Raw genomic sequence first — 20,631 nt, 5'->3', positions numbered from 1 at the left:
AGCGGTGTCCGCCGAACGGTTTCCTCACGGTGAAGACCTGACCACCACTCACCCCGGGGGACCCGATGCGCCCGAACCGAACCACCCTGCACCGCGCGGCCGCCGCCGGCTGCGCCGTCGCCGCCCTGGCTGCCGTCCTCGTTCCGGCCGGCGCGGCCCAGGCGGCGACGCCGGGGCAGTTCACCCTCTGCTCGGACGGCTACTACGGCTCCTACGCGGAGTTCCCCGACCGGCACATGGCCACCAGGATCGTGCAGCCCGGCACCTGCACCACCCTCTGGCTCTCCGGGCGGAGCAAGGACTACGTGGTGCTGCACCAGGACAACGGCGCGATCGTCGGCAGCTTCTCCTACGACGACGCGGCCGGCGCGGGCGTCTCCACCACGGGCAACAGCTGGGCCACCGGCTGGTACCGCTGGTGACCCGACGTCACCGCTGACCCCTGACCGCGTACCGCCCCGGGACCCCCGCCGGGGCGGTACGCCTCTTCTCGCGCCCTTGCCGTCCTCTTGCCAAGTGCTTTGCAAGTGGCCGGCAAGCGGTGGCCCCTACGGTGCTCGCGTCCCCGAACCCTCGACGACAGGCGAGCCCCATGCCCATGACCACCGTGCCCGACCAGCGCAGCCACCGCCCCACCGAGCCCTACGCCGCGGCCTCCGCGCCGCGCGCCGGGACGGCCGGCCGGACGGGCGGGGTGGGGGTGATCCGGTCGATCGGCGTCGCCGTGCTCGCCGGCGACCCGATCACCGGCGAGGGGACGACCCTCGGACTGCGCCGCCACCCCGGCCTGCGCCTGCTGGCGGCGGACGACCACCCGACGGCGGACGTCGCCCTGGTGGTGACCACCCGGGTCACCGAGGAGACCATGACCGGGCTGGAGGACTTCGCGGCCCGCTCGGCCAACCCCGGCCTGGGGATCGTGCTGGTCACCGAGAGCGTCCGGGAGCACCAGGTGCTGCGGGCGGTCGGTCTCGGGCTGCGCGGCGTGCTCTGGCGTCAGGAGTGCGACTTCGACCAGGTGCTGGAGGTGGTCCGCTCGGTGGCCGTCGGCGGCACCGAACTGCCGCCGACCGTGCAGGGCTGGCTGGTCGGCGGCCTCCGCACCGTCCAGCGCGACGTCCTCGGACCGCGCGGGCTGACCACGGCCGGGCTGGAGACCCGCGAGCTGGACGTGCTCCGGCTGCTGGCCGACGGCCTGGACACGGCCGACATCGCGCGGGAGCTGAGCTACTCCGAACGGACCATCAAGAACATCGTCAGCGGCATGATGACCAGGCTCGGCTTCCGCAACCGCACCCACGCGGTGGTGCACGCGATCCGCACGGGCGTGCTCTGACCCGGGACCGGCAGCGGGCCGTGCCGGACGTCCCGGCCGGGGCAACCCCGGCCGGGCCGTCCGCGCGCGGGAATCAGCGCAGGTACCACTTCTGGTTGGAGCCGCCGACGCAGTCCCACAGCTGGAGGCCGGTGCCGTTGGCGGTCCCGTGGTCCCGCGCGTCCACGCACTTGCCGAGGCGGGTGCTGACCAGGTCGTGCGCGGCGTTGAGGGCGAACTGCTGTGCCCAGCCGCCGTTGCAGCGGGCCAGCTGGACGGTGGTGCCGGACTCGGCCGAGGCACCGGCGATGTCCAGGCACATCCCCATCGCCCGGACGGTGCCGTCCGGGCGGATGTCCCAGGACTGCCAGGCGGCGCCGCCGCAGTCCCACAGCCGCAGCGGCGAACCGTCCACGGCTCCGTGGGCGGACACCTCCAGGCAGCGGTTGGAGTCGTACCCGGCGATCATGCGTCCGACCGGGGCGGCCGCCGGGGCGGGCGGTGCCGCCGGGGCCGGCTGCGCCGGCGACTGGGCGGGTGCCGGTGCGGCCGGTGCGGCCGGTGCGGGCTGGGCCGGGGCCGGCGTGCCAGGTGCGGCGGGTGCGGACTTGGCGGGTGCGGCGGCGGGCGGTGCGGGCTGGGCCGGGGGCTGCGCCGCCCCGCCGGGCCGGCGGTCCTGGGCGGCGGCAGGCGCAGTCGCGGGCGCGGGCGGGGCGCCGGGCGCGTTCGCCGCCGCCGCGGGCTCGGCGGTGGGTGCGGGGGAGCCGTCCGGAGCCGGGACGCCGGTCGCGGCGCCGGTGGCGGCTGCGGGCGGTGCGGCGGTGGCCGAGGCGTCCGGGGTCGCCGGGGCGCCGGTGGGTGCGCCCGTGCCCGGCAGCAGTCCGGCGGCCGGCGCCGGCGGCAGGACGGCGTCCGCCGGGTGCGGGGGTGCGTCGGGGCCGCCGGTCACCGAGACGGCCGTCACGGCGAGCGCCACCAGCACCGCGGCGGCCACCAGGACCCCGCCGACCCGGGCGGTGCGCTCCGGCTGCTCCTCGCCGGGCGGCGCGGCCGCGCCACCCTCCCGGGGCGGCTCGGCGACGACCGGGCGGAACGCCGGGGCGTCGGGTGCCGACGGGCCGTCCGCCCCGGGGGCGTCCGCCGACGGGCCGTCAGCCTCCCCCGGCCCGGCCGGGTCCGCCGGGTCGGCGGAGGCCCCGGTGCCCGCACCGTCCGGGGCGCCGTCCGGACCGTCCTCGCCCGCAGGCTCCTCCGGCGCCGCCGCCCCGCCGGCGGGCGGCTCGGCCGCTGGGGCCCCGGCGGCCTCCTCGGCCTCCCACGGCAGCGACCGGTCCCAGAGCGCCCCACCCGCGCCTTCTCCGGCGGCCGACGCCTCGTCAGGGCCCGGCGGCCGCCCGGCGGCCGTGCCGGACCGCTCCGTGGACGGTGTCTCGCGTTCCATCTCTCAGCTCCACTCCTCGTCGGGCCCGCACACCCGCTTCGCGCCCGCGCGACGCGCGGGCCCGGGCCGCCGCCATTGAACCGGCGGCCCGCCCGCCGGCCCCGGCCCCGGCCCGGACGAGGGCCCTGCGCACCGGAATCCGTGCCTCAAGGTGCAACCGGGCACCCCGGCCGGCCCCCGCCCGCGTCTTCCCGGGCTCCCGGCCCGCACCCCCCCGGCGGCCCGCTGCACCATCGGACACCGTTCCTGGTCCGCCGGGACAGCGAACGCCCCGCACGGCCCGGACGGCCCGCCGGCCGCTCCTAGGGTTTGTCCGGTCGATCTTGCGCCCGGCAAGATCGGCCGGACAGACCCCAGGCTGCGACCCGGAGCGAACCGCCGGCCGGCTGCCGGAGCCCGGCTCGCCGGAGAGACGGAAGAGGACCCGATGTGAGCACCGCGGTCGTGAAGCGCCCACCGCGCGCCGAAGGCCCGCGCCCCCCGGAGGAGCAGGTCGAGCTGGCCGAGCCCCCCGTGCTGGGCGAACCGGCCGCCGCGGACTTCGGCTCCGCCCTGACCTACCTGCCGATGGGGCTGGGCACCGGGGCGATGGTGCTGATGTTCTCCGTCGGCAACGGCGGCACCGCCATGTACGCGATGTCCGGGATGATGGGCGTCGCCATGGTCAGCATGACCCTGGTCCAGATCGGCCGGCCCGGCGCCGAGCGCCGCCGCCGGATCCGCGCCGAGCGCCGCGACTACCTGCGCTACCTCGGCCAGAAGCGCCGTCAGGCCCGGCAGGCCGCCGACGAGCAGCGCGCCGCCCTGTCCTGGGACGAACCCGACCCGGCCGAGCTGTGGACGCTGGCCGGCGGCCCCCGGCTCTGGGAGCGCCGGCCGGGCCACGAGGACTTCGCCCGGATCCGGATCGGCACCGGCACCCGGCGCGCCGCACTGGAGTTCCTGCCGCCCCGGACCAAGCCGGTCGAGGACCTCGAACCGCTCTGCGCGATCTCGCTGCGCCGCTTCACCGAGGCACACCGGACGGTGCCGCACCTGCCCGTCCCGGTCGCCCTGCCGCGGTTCACCGCCGTGGAGTTCGTCGGGGACCACGACGAGGCCCTCGCCCTGGCCCGGGCCGTGGTCGGCCGGCTCGCCGTCCTCCACGCGCCCGACGACCTGCGCGTCGCGCTGCTCGCCGACGACCGCGGCCGCCGTGCCTGGGACTGGCTCAAGTGGCTGCCGCACAACGCCCACCCGCACGAGGAGGACTCCGCCGGACCGGCCCGGCTCGCCGCCGACGACCACGACGCGCTGCTGGACCTCCTCGGCCCCGAGGTCCGCGACCGCCCGGACCACGACCCCGACGCCGTGCCCGGCCCGGCCGAGCCCTTCGTGGTCGTGGTCGCCCACGGCGTCCGGCTGCCCGAGACCTCCCGCCTGCTCGGCCCCGGCCTGCGCGGCGTCGTCCTGCTCGACCTCACCGGCACCACCCCGGGCGGCCCCCGCGTCCTGCGGCTCACCGTGCGCGACGGCCTGGTCGCCCTGCCCGCCGGCGGCGAGACCCGCACGGCGCGCGCCGACCGGCTCGGCACCGCCCAGGCCGACACCCTGGCCCGGACGCTGGCGCCGCTGCGCACCGGCGGCGGCACCGACCTGCGGGACCGCCCGCTGGAGTCGGACTTCGACCTGGCCGCCCTGCTCGGCCTGCGCGACGTCCGCGGCTTCGACGTCGCCGCCGCCTGGCGCCCCCGGCAGGCCCAGGACGCCCGGCTCAAGGTGCCGATCGGTGTCACCGAGGACGGCGAGGTCGTCGAACTCGACCTCAAGGAGTCCGCGCAGGGCGGCATGGGCCCGCACGGCCTGCTGATCGGCGCCACCGGCTCCGGCAAGAGCGAGCTGCTGCGCACCCTGGTCGTCGGGCTGGCCGCCACCCACTCCTCCGAGGTCCTCAACCTGGTACTGGTGGACTTCAAGGGCGGCGCCACCTTCCTGGGACTGGACCGGCTGCCGCACACCTCCGCCGTCATCACCAACCTCGCCGACGAGATCCACCTGGTCGACCGGATGCGCGACGCCATCAGCGGCGAGATGATCCGCCGCCAGGAGCTGCTGCGCGAGGCCGGCCACGCCTCGCTCTTCGAGTACGAGAAGGCACGTGCCGCCGGCGCCACCCTCGCACCGCTGCCCGCGCTGCTGATCGTGGTCGACGAATTCTCCGAACTGCTCGCCGGCAAGCCGGAGTTCGTCGACCTGTTCGTCTCCGTCGGACGGCTCGGCCGCAGCCTCGGCGTGCACCTGCTGCTCGCCTCGCAGCGCCTCGACGAGTCCCGGATCCACCGGGTCGAGGGCCACCTGTCCTACCGGATCGCGCTGCGCACCTTCTCCGCCATGGAGTCCCGCAGCGTCATCGGCACCGCGAGCGCCTACGAACTGCCCTCCGCACCCGGCAACGGCTACCTCAAGGTCGACACCACCAACCTGGTCCGCTTCAAGGCCGCCTACGTCTCCGGCCCCGCGCCGGCGCCACCGCACCCCGGCCGGCAGGCCCGCGTGGAGCGGCCCGCCCGCGAGATCACCGCCTTCGGCCTGGAGCAGCGCGGACCGCTCTCCTCCGCCCGCGCCGAGGAGGAGGCCGCGCTGGTCTCCCTCGCCGAGCAGGCGCTGCGCGAGCGGCCCGCCGACCCGGCCACCGCCGAGGACACCCCGGAGAGCCTGTCGGAGGTTCTGGTCGCCCGCCTGGAGGACGCCGGCCCGCCGGCCCGCCAGGTCTGGCTGCCCCCGTTGGCCACCCCGCCCAGCCTGGACCAACTGCTGCCCGGCATCGTGCCCGACCCCGAACGCGGCCTCGGCACCGCCGACCCGCGGCTGCGCGGCGCGCTGCGGGTGCCGCTCGGCATGGTGGACCGCCCCTTCGAGCAGCTGCGCGACCTGCTGGTGGCCGACCTCTCCGGCGCCGACGGCCACGTCGGCGTCGCCGGCGCCCCGCAGACCGGCAAGTCCACCCTGCTGCGCAGCCTGATCCTCGCGCTGGCCCTCGCCCACACCCCCGCGGAGGTCCAGTTCTACTGCCTGGACTTCGGCGGCGGCGGACTCGCCTCGATCAGCGGACTGCCGCACGTCGGCTCGGTCGCCACCCGCCTGGAGCGCGACCGGGTGCTGCGCACCGTCGAGGAGCTCCACCAGCTCCTGGAAGGGCGCGAGCAGCAGTTCACCTCGCTCGGCCTGGAGTCCATGGCCGCCCACCGCGCGCTGCGCGCCCGCGGCGAGGGCGGCGACCCGTACGGAGACGTCTTCCTGGTCGTCGACGGCTGGGCCACGCTGCGCCAGGAGTACGAGGAGGTGGAGCAGCGGGTGATGGACCTCGCCGCCCGCGGCCTGTCCTTCGGCATCCACGTGGTCGCCTCCGCGGTGCGCTGGTCCGAGCTCCGCTCGCGGCTGCGCGACCTGCTCGGCACCAAGCTCGAACTGCGGCTCGGCGACGCCATGGAGTCCGAGGTCGGGTCGAAGACCGCGGCCGCCGTCCCGCACCGCCCCGGGCACGGCCTCACCGCCACCGGCCACCACTTCCTCTCCGCGCTGCCCCGGCTCGACAGCTCCGGCCGCACCGACGACCTGACCGCCGCCACCAAGTCCGCCGTCGCCGAGATCGACGCCTTCGCCCCCGGCAGCCCGGCCCCGGGCGTCCGGCTGCTGCCCACCCGCCTGGACGCCGACCGGCTCCCCGGCCCCGGGCCCGCCGCCGACCTGGAGTTCTGCCTCGGCCTGGACGAGCAGCGGCTCGCCCCCGTCCGGCACGACTTCGGCGCCACCCCGCACCTGGCGGTGTTCGGCGACGGCGAGACCGGCAAGACCAACGCGCTGCGCCTGGTCGTCCGCGCCATCACCGCCCGCTACCGGCCCGAGGAGGCCCGCATCCTGCTGGCCGACCCGGGGCGGGGGCTGCTCAACGACGTGCCCGAGGCGTACCGGGTCGGCCTCGCCGTCGACGCCGACGGCCTCGCCCGGCTCGCCGAGAGCGCCGCGGTCTCCGTCGGAGGGCGCCTGCCCGGCAGCGACATCACCCCCGAACAGCTCGCCCGCCGCGACTGGTGGCAGGGGCCCCGGCTGTTCGTCCTGGTCGACGACTACGACCTGCTCACCGGCACGCCCGGCGCCGCCGCCCCGACCGCCCCGCTGGTGCCGCTGCTCGCCCAGGGCGCGCACATCGGGCTCCACCTGGTCGTCGCCCGCAGCACCTCCGGCGCCATGCGCGCCGTCATGGACCCGCTGCTGCGCCGGATGTGGGAGCTCGGCAACCCCGCGCTGCTCTTCTCCTACCCCAAGGAGGAGGGAAGGTTCCTCGGCGAGGCCCGGCCCCGGACCCTGCCTGCCGGCCGCGCCCAGCTGGTCACCCGACGCACCGTCACGCTCGTCCAGACCGGCCTGGTCCCCGCACCCCCCGCCCCGACTGGAGCACGATGACCACCGCACCGCCCCCGGTGGAGGCCGCCGAGGTCTGCCGGATCACCGTCGACGGCCCGACCGGCCGCGCCGACCTCGCCGTCCCCGTCACCACCACCGTCGCGGCCCTGCTGCCGGTGCTGCTCCGGGCACTGCCCGGGCGGGCCGCCCGGCCGGACACCCCCTGGGTCCTGCAGCGCCTCGGCGAGGAACCGCTCGACCCCGAGGCCACCCCCGCCACCGCCGGGCTGCGCCACGGTGACGTCCTGCTGCTGCGCCCCGCCGAGGCCGCGCTGCCCGTCGCACACTTCGACGACCTCGCCGACGGGGTCGCGCACAGCGTCGGCCGCGCCCCCGGCCGGTGGCGCCCCGAGCTCACCCACGCCCTCGCCCTGTTCCTCGCCGGCGCCGCGCTGACCGCCCTCGCCGCCGCCCTGCTCGGCGGCGGCCCGGGCCCGGCCACCGCGGCGCGCTGCGCCGCCGTCGCCGCCGTGCTCGCCGTCGGCGCCGCCGTCACCGCGCGGATGCGCGCCGACCGCGGGGCCGTCCTGCTCGCCGGCCTCGGCGCGCTCGCCTTCGCCGCCCTGGCCGGGCTCACCGCACGCACCCTTCCGGCCGGCGGCCACCTCCCCGACGCCACCGGCGTACTGGCGGGCGCCGGCGCCGCGGTGGCGCTCGCCGCGCTGCTGCTCGGCGTCGGGGCGCTGCCGCTGGCGGTGCCCGGCACGGCCCTGCTCGCCGGCGTCGCCACGGCCGCCGGGGCGCTCGCGGTGCGGGCCGACTGGACGAGCCCGGTCCGCGCCGCCGCACTGGCCGCCGTCGCCCTGTTCGTCCTCGGCCACCTCGCCCCCCGGCTCGCCCTGCGCACGGCCCGGCTGCGGGTGCCGCACCTGCCGCGCGACGCCGAGGAACTGCAGCGCGACATCACCCCCGAACCCGGCGACCGGCTCGCCCGCCGGGTCACCGTCGCCACCGCCTGCCTGGACGCCGTCGCCGCGGCCTCGGCGCTCGTCCAGGCCGCCGCCGTGACGCTGCTCGTCCTGCTCGACCGCTCCTGGACCGGCTGGCTGCTGCCGCTCACCCTCGGCACCGCGGTGCTGCTGCGCGCCCGCGGCACCGACGGCACCGCCCAGCGCGTCCCCGCGCTGCTCCTCGGCGCGTACGCCCCGGCGCTGGTCCTGGTCCTCCGGGCCGCGCCCGCCGGCCCGGCCGGCCGGACGGCCGCCGCCGCGGTGCTGCTCGGCGCCGCCGCGCTCCTGCTGCTCGCCGCCTGGCGGCTGCCGCGCGCCCGGCTGCTCCCGCTCTGGGGCCACCTCGGCGACCTCGCCGAGACCGCCACCGCGATCGCGCTGCTGCCCCTGCTGCTGCAGGTGCTCGGCGCCTACGGCGCGCTGCGCGCGCTGGCCGGCTAGGGAGAGGAGGAGCTGTGCAGACGCGACGCGACCACGTGCAGTCCTACCAGTTCGCGATGGGCCGGCTCGCCTCCGCCCTGGTCGGCGGGGACCCGGGGCAGGGCGACAGCCCGACCCGCCGCTCGGCCTTCGGCACCGTGCTCGGCGCCGGCGTCGCCGTCCTGCTCTGCGGCGGCTTCGTGGTGTCCGGGCTGCTGTCGCCCACGGCCGGCACCGCGTGGCGCAAGAACGGCGCGCTGGTCGTGGAGAAGGAGACCGGCAACCGCTACGTCTATCTGGACGGCGAACTCCACCCGACCCGCAACCAGGCCTCGGCACTGCTGCTGGCCGCCGGCCCCGGCGCGCCCGAGAGCGTCGCCGCCGGGGCACTGGCCGGGACGCCGCGCGGCGTCCCGGTCGGCATCCCGGACGCCCCGGACGCCGTACCCGCGGCGTCCCGCCTGCTCACCGGCGCCTGGGCACGGTGCCTGCGGACCGACGTGACCGGTGCCCCGCCACCGGGTGGCGCGGCCTCTGCCGCGGCGGTGGGCAGTGGCAAGGGCCCTGGCGGGGCGGCCGTCGGGCAGGGCCTGGTCTTCGGCGCGGCCGCCGAGGCGCTGCCCGCGCTCGCCGCCGACCGCGCCGTGCTGGTGGCCGGGCCCGACGGCGCCCGCCACCTGCTGGCCGGCGGCACCAAGTACCCGGTGCCCGCCGACTCCGCGCTGATCGCGCTCGGCCTGGACGACCGTCCGGCCGTCCCCGCCCCCGCCGACTGGCTCGCCGCGGTACCCACCGGCGTCCCGCTGGCCGTGGACCCGCTCCCCGGCGCCGGGGCCCCCGCCGGCACCGTCGCCGGGCAGGACTCGGTCACCGGCCGGCTCTTCCGCACCGGCGCGGGCGCCGACGCCCACCACTACGTGCAGCGGGCCGACGGCCTCGCCCCGGTCGGCGCCACCGAGTTCGCCCTGCTCGCGGCGGTGCCCGGCGCCGCCGCCCCGCGGACGGTCACCCCGGCGGACGTCGCCGCCGCGCCCGTCTCCGCGGACCGCTCCCTGCTCAACCGCCTCCCCGCCGTGCTCGGCCTGCGCGCCCCCGACGCGGGCACGCTCTGCCTGCGGACCACCCCCGGCGGCGTGGCGGGCCTCGCCCTCGCCCCGGTCGGCCTGCGACCGGTCGTCATGCCGCCCGGCAGCGGGCTGTTCGCCACCGCAGCGGGCGGCGGGCCGGTCTACCTGATCACCGAACAGGGCACCCGCTACCCGGTCGCCGACGCCGACGCCGCGCGCGCCCTGGGCCTCGGCGACACCCACCGGGCCGTCGCACTTCCCGCCGACGTCCTCGCGCTCCTCCCCGAGGGGCCCGCGCTCAGCCGCGCCGCCGCGGCCGTCGGGCGGCGGTCATGAGACTGCGCCTGACCGCCGTCGCGGACGGCGGCGCGCTGCTGGTCCACCCCAAGGGACGGCCGGACGAGCGGGCGATGGCCTTCGCCCGCGGCCTCGCCCGGGACGACCTGCACACCCTGGTCGTGGTCGACCTGCCCGACGGGGCCGTCGGCACCGCCTGGCCGTCGGTGGCCCGCCTGCTCGCCCCGGCCCGGTACCGCAGCCTGCGCCTGGTCTTCGGCCGCGGCGGTCGCGCGGACGTCCGGCAGGCCGCCGCCGGGATCGCCGACCGGCTCGGCCGCGAGGTGCTCGCGCCCGACGGCGAGGTGTCACCGACCGTCGCCGGCGGACTGTTCGTCCCCGCGCACCACGGCGAGGGCTGGCTGCGCTACCGCCCGGGCCGGGCCGCCGAACGGGACTCGCAGCGGTTCCCGAAGCCGGCCTGGGAGTTCTCCGCCCCGGTCCGCCCCCGGCCGCTCGGCCCGCACGCCGTCGCCGAGCCGCTGCCCTGCGGGGTCTGGGTGCGCAGCACCCGCGCCGAGCCGTCGGCCGCCGACCGGCGGCGGCTGGTCGAGGCCGTCCCGGCCGACCCGGACCTGTTGCTGGTGGTGGTCGGCGGCCCCGGCGCGCCGCGGGTCGGGCTCGACGACCTGGCGCGGTTCTGGGCCACGGTGCTGCCCGGCGCCCGCCCGGCGACGCGGTTCGTGCTGCACGGCGCGCTGGACGTCCCCGACGGGACCGAACCCGGCCCGGCGCTCGCCGCCGCCCTCGGGCACCCGGTCGTCCGGTACGCGGAGCTGCCGCACGCCGCCTCGGTGGCGGACGGCGCCGGGAGCACGGGCCGCGCGGGGGTGTGGCGGCCGGAGGAGGTGCTGCACCTGCCGGCGCCGCGGCTCGGCGTCGGCGCGTCCGCGACCGCCGGGGCGGACGCCGCTCCGGGGCCGCGTCTCGGCGCCGGGGAAGCGGCCGGGTCCGGCCCTGCCGTCGTCCTGGTCTCCGGCGGGCCCGGCGGTGGGCCGGTCCCCGCAGTGGCTCCCGCTGCTCCGGTCCGGGCGGCCGGAGCTGCCGACGGTCCGTTGCCGCCGCCGGAGCGTGCGGCGGCACCCGTGGCTCCGGCGTCCTCCGGCGTGCCGTCGGTCGGTGCGACGGCCGTGGCCGCCCCGGCTGCCTCGGCCGCCCTGGGCCCGGCGGCGCCGGACCGGCCGACCGGTGGCACCCCCGATGCCGCCCCGGAGGCCACCGACTCGCTCCCGTCTTCAGCCGGCGCGGTCACGGCAGATGGAGCTGCCCCCGAGGCGGAGACCCCTGCGCCCGAGGCCGACCCCGCCCCCGCGCCGGAAGCCGACCCCGCGTCGGCCCCCGTACAGGCCCCGCTCCCCGCGCGGGTGCGGGCGGAGCGGCCCTCCCGGGCGCCGGTGCCGAGCTTCCGCCTGGAGTCCGGCGGCCCGCCGCCCCTGCCGGAGGCCGCCCCCGTGCCGCCGACGTCCGACCCGGAGCCGTCTCCGGCCGCGCGGCCCCCGGCCGCCCCGTCGTCGGAGCCGGCGCCCGCCCGGGTCCGGGTGCAGCCGACCCCGACCGCCGCCGCCTGCGCCGTCCCGCCCGAGCGCGGGATCGACCAGGAGCGCGACTGGGTGCGCCGCACCTTCAGCGAGCAGTTCAACGCGATCGCCGGATCGGTGTCGCGGGCGATGTCGGAGGCGCCGGGCCTGCGTGCCGCGGACCGGGCCGAGGCGGCCGTGACGCTCACCGAGCTCGCCGCCGTCCGGCTCTACCTCGGCGGGGACAGCCGCGCCGCCGACGCCGCGGTGCGCCTGGCCGCCCCCGGCGCGCACGTGCCGCTGGCGCGGTGCGTGGCCGCCGGGCTGCGCCGTCTGCCGTCCTACCGGGGCCCGGCGCTGCTGCGCACCCGGCTCACCGACGCGGAGCGGGCGCTGTACCGCGAGGGCGGGCTGCTCACCGAGTGGGCGTTCTGCCACGCCCGCACCACGCTCCGGCCCGGCCCGCCCGGTGCGACCGACGTCCTGATCTGGTCGATGACGGCCCGTCGGACCGCGCTGCTCGACCCGGAGCCGCCGGACCGGGTGCTGTTCCTGCCGGGCACCGGCTTCAAGGTGCTGCGGGTGGAGGGCCGGACCGTGATGCTGCGCGAGCTGTCGCCCTCGGAGGCGGCCGCCGACGGCCGGGCCGACACGGCCCCGGCGCGGCTGGACGCGATGGCGCTGGCCGCCCTGGAGCGGATCCCGTCCGCGCTCGCCGGTGTCGGCACCGACGAGGACGCCGAATGGACCGAGCCGCCGGGGCTGCTGTCCGAACCGCGCCCGTCCACGCCTCGCCCGTCCGAACCCCACTCGTCCGAACCCCACTCGTCGACGCCCCGCGTGTCCACCTCCCGTACGGAAGGAGCCCGCCCGTGAGCAGGCAGGTCCTGCTGGTCTCGCCGGGCCGCCCGGGCGCCCACCGCTCGATCGCCGCCGCCCTCGCCGAGGCGTCCGAGGGGGCGCTGATCACCGTCGCCCCCGGCCGCTACGAGGAGGCGCTGGACATCACCCGGCCGGTGACCGTCGCCGCCGGGGACGGTGGCCCGGTGGAGGTTCACGCCGCCGCCGGCAGCACGGTGGTGGTGGAGGCCGAGGCGGTCCGGCTGTCCGGCCTGGTGCTGTCCGGCGCCGATCCGCAGGCCCCGGTGCTCGACCTGCGCCGGGGCCAGACCGCGCTCGACGACTGCCGGGTCGCCGGGGCGGCGTGGGCCGCCGTGCTGGTGTGGCAGGACGCCTCGCTGGCCGCGCGCGGCTGTGCGGTGGCCAACCCGCAGGGCGCCGGTGTGGTGGTCACCTCCACCGGGAGCAGCGTGCTGGAGGACACCGAGGTGGCCGACGCCGGCTCCTCGGCCGTGGTGGTCGCCGAGCACGGACGCCTGGAGGTCCGCGGGTGCCGGCTGGTCCGGCCCCGCGGCAACGGTCTCTGCGTCAACGGCGACGCGGCGGTCACCGTCGAGCGGACCCGGATCACCGGCAGCGGAAAGCCGGGCGTCGCCGTGGAACAGGCAGGCCGGGCGACGCTGACGGAGGTCACCGTCGAGGGCAGTGCCGCGGTGGACGCCTACCTCGCCGGCCGTGGCGAGACCACGCTCACCGGCTGCACCTTCGTCGGCTCGGCCGCCCAGGCGGTGCACGTCGCCGACGGGGCGGCGCCGGTGCTGCGCGACTGCACCATCACCGGCGCGGCCCGCAGCGGGGTGGAGGTCGCCGGCGGCGCCCGGCCGGTACTGACCGACTGCGAGGTCAGCGGGACGCCGGTCGGCCTGCGGGTGACCGGTTCCGGCAGCACGGCCGCCGCCTCCGGCCTGACCGTGCGCGACGCCGCCACCGCCGCAGTCCTGGTGGCCGACGGAGCCGCGGCCGAGCTGGACCGGCTGACCGTCACCGGCGGCCCGGGCCACGGCGTCCGGGCCGAGGGCGGCGCGCGGCTGGCCCTGCGGGAGGCGGGCATCACGCTGACCGGTGGGCACGGCGTCGAACTGGCGGGCCCGTCCACCACCGGCCGCCTCCAGAGCGTGCGGATCGCCACCACCGGCCGGGGCCAGGGGCTGGCCGTGCTGGACGGCGCCGCGGCCCACCTGGCCGCCGCCACCCTGGACGGCTGCCCGGCGCTGGTCGGGGAGGGCGCCGACCTGGCCGCCCACGAGAGCGAGTTCACCGGCTCCTCCGGTGTCGGGGTGCGCGTCCTGGCAGGCGGCTCGTTCACCGCGGCGGGGTGCCGGGTGACCGGCGCGCGCGGTCACGGCGTCGAGGTCGACCCGGACGCGCGGGCCGACCTCGCCGGGTGCACCGTGGCGCACAACGGCGGCGACGGCGTGCGCGCCACGGGCGCGTCCGGCGCGGTGCGGCTCGACGGCACGGACGTCCGGGACAACGCCGCCGACCGGCCGCAGCCCAGCACGGCCCGGGACGGCGCCGCGGGGGACGGTGCGGGGGGCGACGGCGCACCGCCGCGTCCGGCCGGCGGTCCGCTCGCCGAACTCGACGCGCTGGTGGGCCTGGAGAGCGTCAAGCAGGAGGTCACCGGGCTGATCAACCTCAACCGGATGACCAAGCGGCGCACCGAGATGGGCCTGCCGATGCCCCCGATGAGCCGGCACCTGGTCTTCGCCGGGCCGCCCGGCACCGGGAAGACCACCGTCGCCCGGCTCTACGGCGCCGTCCTCGCCGAGCTGGGCATCCTGAGCCAGGGCCACATCGTGGAGGTGGCGCGCGCCGACCTGGTCGCCCAGATCATCGGCGGCACGGCCATCAAGACCACGGAGGTCTTCACCAAGGCGCTCGGCGGTGTGCTCTTCGTGGACGAGGCCTACACCCTGACCAACCAGTCCCGCGGCAGCGGGCCCGACTTCGGGCAGGAGGCCGTCGAGACGCTGATGAAGCTGATGGAGGACCACCGCGACGAAGTGGTGGTCATCGTGGCGGGCTACTCCGAGCAGATGGACCAGTTCCTCGCCTCCAACCCCGGTATGGCGTCCCGCTTCTCGCGCACCGTGGAGTTCCCCAACTACGCGCCGGAGGAGCTGGTCACCATCGTCCGCGGCCTCTGTGCCAAGCACTGCTACGAGTTGACCGCGGACGCCGTGGCGGGGCTGCGCCGCTGGTTCGCGGGAGTGCCGAAGGGCCCGACCTTCGGGAACGGCCGCGTGGCCCGCCAGGTGTTCGAGTCGATGATCAGCAGCCAGGCGTCCCGGCTCGCCGCGCGGCCGCCGGCCGAGGAGGGCGAGCTCAGCCTGCTGACCGCCGCCGACGTCGCCGCCGTACCGGGGTCGGTCGGCGCGGGGCCGGTGGGGGCCGCCGCCCCCGGGCCCGACGCCGGCGGTCCCGGCCCCGGTCCTGCTCCGAGCGCCGCGCCCGCGCCCGCGTCCGGTCCCGCTCCCGGTCCGGCCGCGGCTCCCGCCCGCCACCTGGCCGCGCTGACCGGCCTCGGCCCCGTCCGGCAGGCGCTGGCGGCCCGGCTCGACGTCCTCGCCGAACTCGGCCAGGGCGCCGAGGGCCTGGCCGACGTCGTCCTGGAGGGCCCTCTCGGCAGCGGCAGGCGCGCTCTGGCCGACGCCTATGCGAGGTCGCTGGCCGGGGCCGGCGTCCTCCCGCTCGGCACCCTGGACCGGCTGCCGCTGTCGGAGGTCCCGGCGCGCTGGCCGGAGCAGCCGCGCGGCGTCCTGGCAGACGCCTTCCGGCGGGCCGCGGGAGGTGTGCTGCTGGCCGAGGCGGACCCGTCGTTCGAGCGCCGGCCGGCCACCGAACAGGCCGCGGTGGTCGACGCGTTGGCGGCGGAGGCGGCCGGGCGGGACGCGCACGGCGCCGTCCTGGTGCTCTCCGGGCACCCGCCCTACCTGCTGGACCTGCTGGCCGCCAGGACCGATCTGGCGGGCACCTTCGCCGAGTACCTGCGACTGCCCGCGTACAGCGGTGCGGAGCTGGCCGAGCTGACGGCGCGACGGCTGGCGGTGCTGGGCTTCGAGGTCACCGAGGAGGCCCGCGCGCTGCTGGCCGGGCAGGACCCGGGGCAGGGCGCGTTCGGCGCCCACCGGCTGGCCCTGCGGATCGCCGCACGGACCCGCACCCGCACGGTCGCCGCGGCGGACCTGACCGGGTCCGCGCCGCCGCGCGACCGGGCGGAGCCGGGCGCCGTCGCGGTGTGAGCCGGGGACCCGGGGCACCCTCCGGCCGGGCGGAGGGCGGCCGGGTGCAGCGATCGCTGGTCGCCGGGGCAGCGGGGCCGTGATCCGCTACCCGGCCCGCCACGGCTCCACCAGCATGGCAGACAGGTAGACCCTGGCCGGCCGATCTTGCCCGGCAAGATCGACCGGACAGGGCCTGGATCCGACACTCCTGAGAGGACCGGCCGATGGCCAACCAGACGACCTCCGTCAGCATCGAGGGGATGCTGTCCGCCCAGGGCAACTTCCAGACCGCGCTGGACGAGGTGAACCGCACCTACACGCAGATGGCGAGCCAGATCGAGACCCTGCAGGCGAGTTGGACCGGTGAGGCGTCCAACACCTACCTCGGCGCGATGAACACCTGGATCCAGGACTTCGGCACCGTGCGCGGCCAGCTGGCCCTGATGCTGGAGAAGCTCCAGGCGAACACCGGCAGCTACGACACCACCCACCAGGCCACCACCGACCTGGCCTCCCAGCTCAGCAAGGGGATGGCCGCCCCGCTGCCCGGCTTCTAGACCGCCCCGCCACGCCGTCTCCGCAGCGCCAAAGCCCCGAACCCCGGAGGAGTCACCCCATGAGCACCTACACGATCAACATGAGCCAGGTCGAGTACATCGTCGGCGAGATGTCGGCGATCAGCAGCAGGCTCCAGCAGACCCTGAGCCAGCTGGACGACGGCACCACGCAGCACCTGAGCGAGTGGAGCAGCGACGCCCGCAGCACGTACGACGCGGCCAAGCTCCGCTGGGACGCCGCGGCGGCCGAGATGGTCGCGCTGGCACGGAGCGCGACGGAGGCGCTCGGCGGGGCTCACGACGCGTACCACGCCGGTGAGCGGTTCGGCGCGGGCCTCTGGGACCAGTGACATGTCAGAGACCGACGAGTCGTCCGACCCGAACATCAACAACGAGGACTACGGGGGCGGGGACGACTCCGGCTCGGGCTCCGGGTCCGGCGGCGACCACCACTGGACCGGCGACCCCAACGTCGGCGCCGGCCACGGCACGTTCAGCGACACCGACCCGATCCTGCTGCCGACCGTGCCGCGCAACGGCGCCACCGGCCCCGGCACCACCGCGGTCAGCACGCCCTCGCTGGACCTCTTCGCCGCCAACATCGACCGGCTGATCGAGCCGATGAACGCCGTGATCACCGCGCTGGACGGCGTCTCGGTGGCCCCCGGCGCCTTCTACCACGCCAATCTGATGCGCAACAAGGTGAACGGGCCGAACGGCGACGACGGGCTGAAGAAGGACTTCGGCGATTCGCTGGCCTCGCTGGTGACCGGGCTGACCGACCTGCGGGACGGCGTCCGGTCGCTGAGCGCGAAGTACCGCACGACCGAGGAGGCCAACGCCATGACGGCCCGGGACTTCCAGCTCGCCATGACGGACGCCGTGGGCGACTTCAACGCCGTGGTCACCGCGACCGGCGGCACCGGCAGCGGCCCCGGCACCGGCGGTACCGGCCCCGGCACCGGCGGTACCGGCCCCGGCACCGGCGGTACCGGCCCCGGCACCGGCGGTACCGGCCCCGGCACCGGCGGTACCGGTCCGGGCAGCGGGACGGGCAACGGCGACGGCGGCAACGGCGAGGGCAACGGGAACACCCGGGCCTGACCGGCCCGGCCGGCCGCGCCGGCGCGGCGGATCGAGAGGAGAGCGGGCGGGTGCCCGACTACAACGGCCACGGCTTCCACCAGGGCGACGACGGCACGGTCTTCGGCAGCCCGGACGGCACGGCGGTCGGTTCGAGGAACGACTACGTCCTGTGGGACTGGAAGCAGATCATGGCGGCCATCACCGGCATGTCCGCCGGGGTCGGCTCGGACGCAAACCACCTGCACGCGCAGACGATCTCCGACCCGCAGTCGCTCCAGAACGCGGCCAACGTCTTCCACCGGGTGCAGCGGAGCCTGGAGGCGGTCGGCAAGAGCCTGGTCGACCAGGCCAAGGCGCTGGCCGGGGACGACGGGCCGTGGCGCGGCCCGGCCGCGGACGCCTTCCTCGACATGATGACCACATTCTCCCGCCAGGTGCTGGCCAACGCCAAGGTGCTGTCCGGCGGTTCGACCGGCCGCCACTCGGTGCCCCAGCAACTGGCGAACAACGCCGTCACCCTCAAGAACGCCCGGGACAAGATCGTCGAGATCGACCACCACTACGCCAACGAGGCGATCCGGATGAACGTCACGCCGATGTCCAACGGTCTCATCCCGATCAGTCAGAAGCCCGAGCTGGTCCACATGATGAGCGAGGACATGCGGGTGGTGCTGCAGACGCTCGCCGCGCACTACCAGTTCACCGTCGACGCGATCGTCTCCCCGCAGCCGGTGCCCTCGCCGATCAACGACCCCGCGGACGGTCCCGGGGCGGACGGCCCCGGCGGCCCCGAGCCGCTGCCGGACCCGGCCGGCCTCGGCACCGGGCTGCCGGGCGGCGGCGACCCGATCGGCACGGAGCTGGGCGCATTCGGCCCCGGGGGCCTGGATCCGGCCGGCCTGGGTTCCGCAGGCCTGGACCCGGCCGGTCTCGACCCGACCGCCCTCGACCCGACCGGCTTCGGCTCGGTGGGCGACCTGGGCGGCGGCACGGGCGGGGTCGGAGACCTCGACGGGCTCGGCCTGCTCGGGCGGCCGACGCCCTTCCCGGGCGGGACCGGCCTCGGTGGCCTCGGCGGCCTCGACCCGACCGGGCTCGACGGCGCGCTCCACCCCGTCTCCTTCCCGGGGCTGGGCGGCCTCGACGGCCCCGGCCGGTTCGGGGGCCTCGACGGCCTCGGGGGCCTGGACGGGGCCGGCCTGGGGGCGCTCGGCGCGCTTCCGTCGCTCGCCCTCGGGGGGATCGGCGGCCTCGGCTCCCTGCCCAAGGGCCTCGCCGCCGGCCGGGCCGGCACCTCGGCGGGACTGGCCGGCTTCCCGCGCGGCCTCGGTCTCGGCGGGCGGGTCGGCACCGGGCAGGGCGACGGCGAGGAGACCGGCACCGGGACCACCGACGGTCTGCGCGAGGGCGCGCCCCTCGGACTGACCGCCGGAACGGCCACCGAGTCCGGCCTGCCCGCCGGCTTCGGCGGGGCCGGCATGCCCTTCATGCCCGGCATGGGCGGTGCCCCGGCGGGCCGGGGCGCGGACGGCTCGGGCGAGCGGTCCGACGCCTCCGGGCTGCTGGCGCCGAGCTCCGAGCCCTGGGAGAGCGGGGCGGCCGGGGAGGACCACGAGGCCGGCTCGGCCGACGGCGCGGCGGCCGGCGGCGAGGGCCTGATGGCGGGCGGTCTGCCCTTCCTGCCCGCCGCTGGGGCCGCGCCGGCCGCGGGCCGCTCCGAGGACGCCACCGGTGTCCGCTCCGAGGCCTTCGGCCTGCTCGACCCCAGCGCCGAGCCGTGGGCTGCCGCCGAGGGCGCCGGTGACGCGGCGTCGGCGGGGTCGCCGGCACCGGCCGTACTGCCGGGCGTGGGCCTGTTGCCGGGCTTCGGCGCGGCAGCGGTCTCGACGGCCCCGGCCGCCCGGACCTCGGCCGTAGGGCCCGAGGCGCAGCGGCGTCCGGCCGAAGCCGGCGCCGCGGCGGAGGCCACCGGCGCGCAGGAGCGTCCCGGCCCCGCGGAGCCGCTCACCGTGGCCGAGCGGACCGCCGCCCTGCCCAGGCCCGTGCCGGACGGCACCGAGGAGGACCCGGGGCTGTGGGACCGGGAGGCGGGGGCCTTCGTCGAGCTGCTCTGGGCGGTCGGCCCGGCCCGGGACGGCCGGGACGGTACCGAGGACCGGACGGCCGCCACCGACGACGCCACGACCGAGCCCTGGTCCACCTGGCAGCCGGACCGCGCCGGCGCCACCGCGGCGGCCGGCGCGCACACCGCGTCGCCGCTGGTGCTCGGGTGCGGCGAGGGCGGGCCGGAGCCGGAACCCGAACCGGCCGAGGAGACCGACCCGTCGGAGGCCGAGGAGCCCGCCGAGCAGCGGGGTTTCGCCCACCTGCTGGTCCAGGAGGAGAGCGTCTGGGGCACCGCGCCGGAGGGCCGCGCGGGCACCGGCGCCACCCACTGATCCGGCTGATCCGGGCCCGGAGCGCCCGCTGCCGGGCCCGCCCGCGGTCCCCGGCAGCGGACCGACCCGACGACGAGAGGAACCCCCAGTGCCCAGTCCCTACGACGAGCAGATCGACGACCTGCTGGCGCAGTACGAGCGCCAGCGCGCCGAGGCCGCCGAGACCAGGCGGCGGATCGCGGAGACCACCGCGACCGCCGCCGACCCCCGACAGGCCGTCAAGGTGACGGTCGGGGCCCAGGGCGAGCTCACGGCCGTGGAGTTCCCCACCGGCGCCCACCGCCGGATGGCCCCGAAGGAGCTGGCCGACCTGCTGGTCACCACCGTCGCACGGGCCCGGAGCGAGGCCCAGGAGGCCGCCGCCTCCGTGGTGACCGGGCAGCTCCCGCCCGGCGTCACCCTCGGCGACCTGCTCCAGGGCCGGATCGATCCGGCCGTGGTGCTCCCCGAGGATCCGGCCATGCCGGACGCCGTCCGGGAGTACGTGCTGCACGGCCACCCGGAGGCGGGCCGTGGCTGACCGCGTCTTCTCCGTCGACACCGAGAAGCTGGCCGCCGCCGCGCCCCAGGTGCAGGAACTGGCCGGGCTGATCAGATCGGTCGGCACCCGGCTGGAGGCGCGGCTGGGCGAGCTCGGCACCTGCTGGGGCGACGACTACACCGGCCGGGAGTTCCACCAGCAGTACGGCCTGCCGAAGGAGCAGCTCACGGAGGCGATCGACGGCACCGCCGAAGTGCTGGACAGCACCGTGGACGGCATCGGGACGATGGCCAAGGGGCTCCGGCGGACGGAGGAGCAGAACGTCGAGGCGCTGCGCCCGCTCGCGGCCGGCGTCGCCGACCTGAACGGCGGGGGCGGCCCGCGCCCCGGCACGCCCCACTCCGGCCGGCGCTGACCCGGGCGGTCCGGCCGACCACACCTCGACCGCCCCCA

The 20,631-nt window shown here is 77.8% G+C and carries 14 protein-coding genes; 13 read left to right on the top strand and 1 reads right to left on the bottom strand.

The window, feature by feature from the left end:
• Positions 1 to 65: 65 nt before the first annotated feature.
• Complete coding sequence (locus ACIPSC_RS32790; protein ID WP_400831455.1) at positions 66 to 422, top strand: hypothetical protein; 357 nt, start codon at positions 66 to 68, stop codon at positions 420 to 422.
• A gap of 170 nt (positions 423 to 592) precedes the next feature.
• Positions 593 to 1,336, top strand: a complete 744-nt coding sequence (locus ACIPSC_RS32785; protein ID WP_400831453.1) for a response regulator transcription factor — start codon at positions 593 to 595, stop codon at positions 1,334 to 1,336.
• 73 nt (positions 1,337 to 1,409) lie between these two features.
• Here ACIPSC_RS32785 and ACIPSC_RS32780 read toward each other — a convergent pair whose 3' ends face one another.
• Complete coding sequence (locus tag ACIPSC_RS32780) at positions 1,410 to 2,756, bottom strand: ricin-type beta-trefoil lectin domain protein (RefSeq protein ID WP_400831449.1); 1,347 nt, start codon at positions 2,754 to 2,756, stop codon at positions 1,410 to 1,412.
• Between the two features lie 429 nt (positions 2,757 to 3,185).
• Here ACIPSC_RS32780 and eccCa point away from each other — a divergent pair, with 429 nt between their 5' ends.
• The 11 genes from eccCa to ACIPSC_RS32725 all read left to right on the top strand — a co-directional run bounded on the left by eccCa (position 3,186) and on the right by ACIPSC_RS32725 (position 20,593).
• Positions 3,186 to 7,199 carry a type VII secretion protein EccCa gene (gene eccCa, locus ACIPSC_RS32775; protein ID WP_400831446.1) on the top strand — a complete coding sequence of 1,338 codons (4,014 nt, stop codon included), beginning with the start codon at positions 3,186 to 3,188 and terminating at the stop codon, positions 7,197 to 7,199.
• Complete coding sequence (eccD, locus tag ACIPSC_RS32770) at positions 7,196 to 8,590, top strand: type VII secretion integral membrane protein EccD (protein ID WP_400831444.1); 1,395 nt, start codon at positions 7,196 to 7,198, stop codon at positions 8,588 to 8,590. Before eccCa ends, eccD begins: the two co-directional genes overlap by 4 nt.
• Positions 8,591 to 8,604: 14 nt before the next feature.
• Entirely contained in the window at positions 8,605 to 9,972 is a 1,368-nt protein-coding gene (gene eccB, locus ACIPSC_RS32765; protein WP_400831442.1) for a type VII secretion protein EccB, read from the top strand.
• Complete coding sequence (locus ACIPSC_RS32760; RefSeq protein WP_400831440.1) at positions 9,969 to 12,365, top strand: hypothetical protein; 2,397 nt, start codon at positions 9,969 to 9,971, stop codon at positions 12,363 to 12,365. The genes eccB and ACIPSC_RS32760 overlap by 4 nt, the downstream gene beginning before the upstream one ends.
• Positions 12,362 to 15,634: a right-handed parallel beta-helix repeat-containing protein gene (locus tag ACIPSC_RS32755; RefSeq protein ID WP_400831437.1), complete on the top strand. Its 3,273-nt coding sequence runs from the start codon at positions 12,362 to 12,364 to the stop codon at positions 15,632 to 15,634. The genes ACIPSC_RS32760 and ACIPSC_RS32755 overlap by 4 nt, the downstream gene beginning before the upstream one ends.
• A 206-nt stretch (positions 15,635 to 15,840) precedes the next feature.
• Complete coding sequence (locus ACIPSC_RS32750; RefSeq protein ID WP_400831434.1) at positions 15,841 to 16,173, top strand: WXG100 family type VII secretion target; 333 nt, start codon at positions 15,841 to 15,843, stop codon at positions 16,171 to 16,173.
• Between the two features lie 59 nt (positions 16,174 to 16,232).
• Complete coding sequence (locus tag ACIPSC_RS32745; protein WP_400831430.1) at positions 16,233 to 16,523, top strand: WXG100 family type VII secretion target; 291 nt, start codon at positions 16,233 to 16,235, stop codon at positions 16,521 to 16,523.
• 1 nt (position 16,524) lies between these two features.
• Complete coding sequence (locus tag ACIPSC_RS32740) at positions 16,525 to 17,277, top strand: hypothetical protein (protein WP_400831427.1); 753 nt, start codon at positions 16,525 to 16,527, stop codon at positions 17,275 to 17,277.
• A gap of 50 nt (positions 17,278 to 17,327) precedes the next feature.
• Positions 17,328 to 19,697: a WXG100 family type VII secretion target gene (locus ACIPSC_RS32735; protein WP_400831423.1), complete on the top strand. Its 2,370-nt coding sequence runs from the start codon at positions 17,328 to 17,330 to the stop codon at positions 19,695 to 19,697.
• An 88-nt stretch (positions 19,698 to 19,785) separates the two neighbouring features.
• Entirely contained in the window at positions 19,786 to 20,217 is a 432-nt protein-coding gene (locus tag ACIPSC_RS32730; RefSeq protein WP_400831419.1) for a YbaB/EbfC family nucleoid-associated protein, read from the top strand.
• Positions 20,210 to 20,593, top strand: a complete 384-nt coding sequence (locus ACIPSC_RS32725; protein WP_400831416.1) for a WXG100 family type VII secretion target — start codon at positions 20,210 to 20,212, stop codon at positions 20,591 to 20,593. The genes ACIPSC_RS32730 and ACIPSC_RS32725 overlap by 8 nt, the downstream gene beginning before the upstream one ends.
• The last annotated feature ends 38 nt before the right edge of the window (positions 20,594 to 20,631 follow it).

This window comes from Kitasatospora sp. NPDC090091 (genome assembly GCF_044747365.1).
Classification (GTDB): Bacteria; Actinomycetota; Actinomycetes; order Streptomycetales; family Streptomycetaceae; genus Kitasatospora.
The sequence above is the reverse complement of the archived record's forward strand: the minus strand, read 5'-3'. Positions and strand labels throughout refer to the sequence as shown.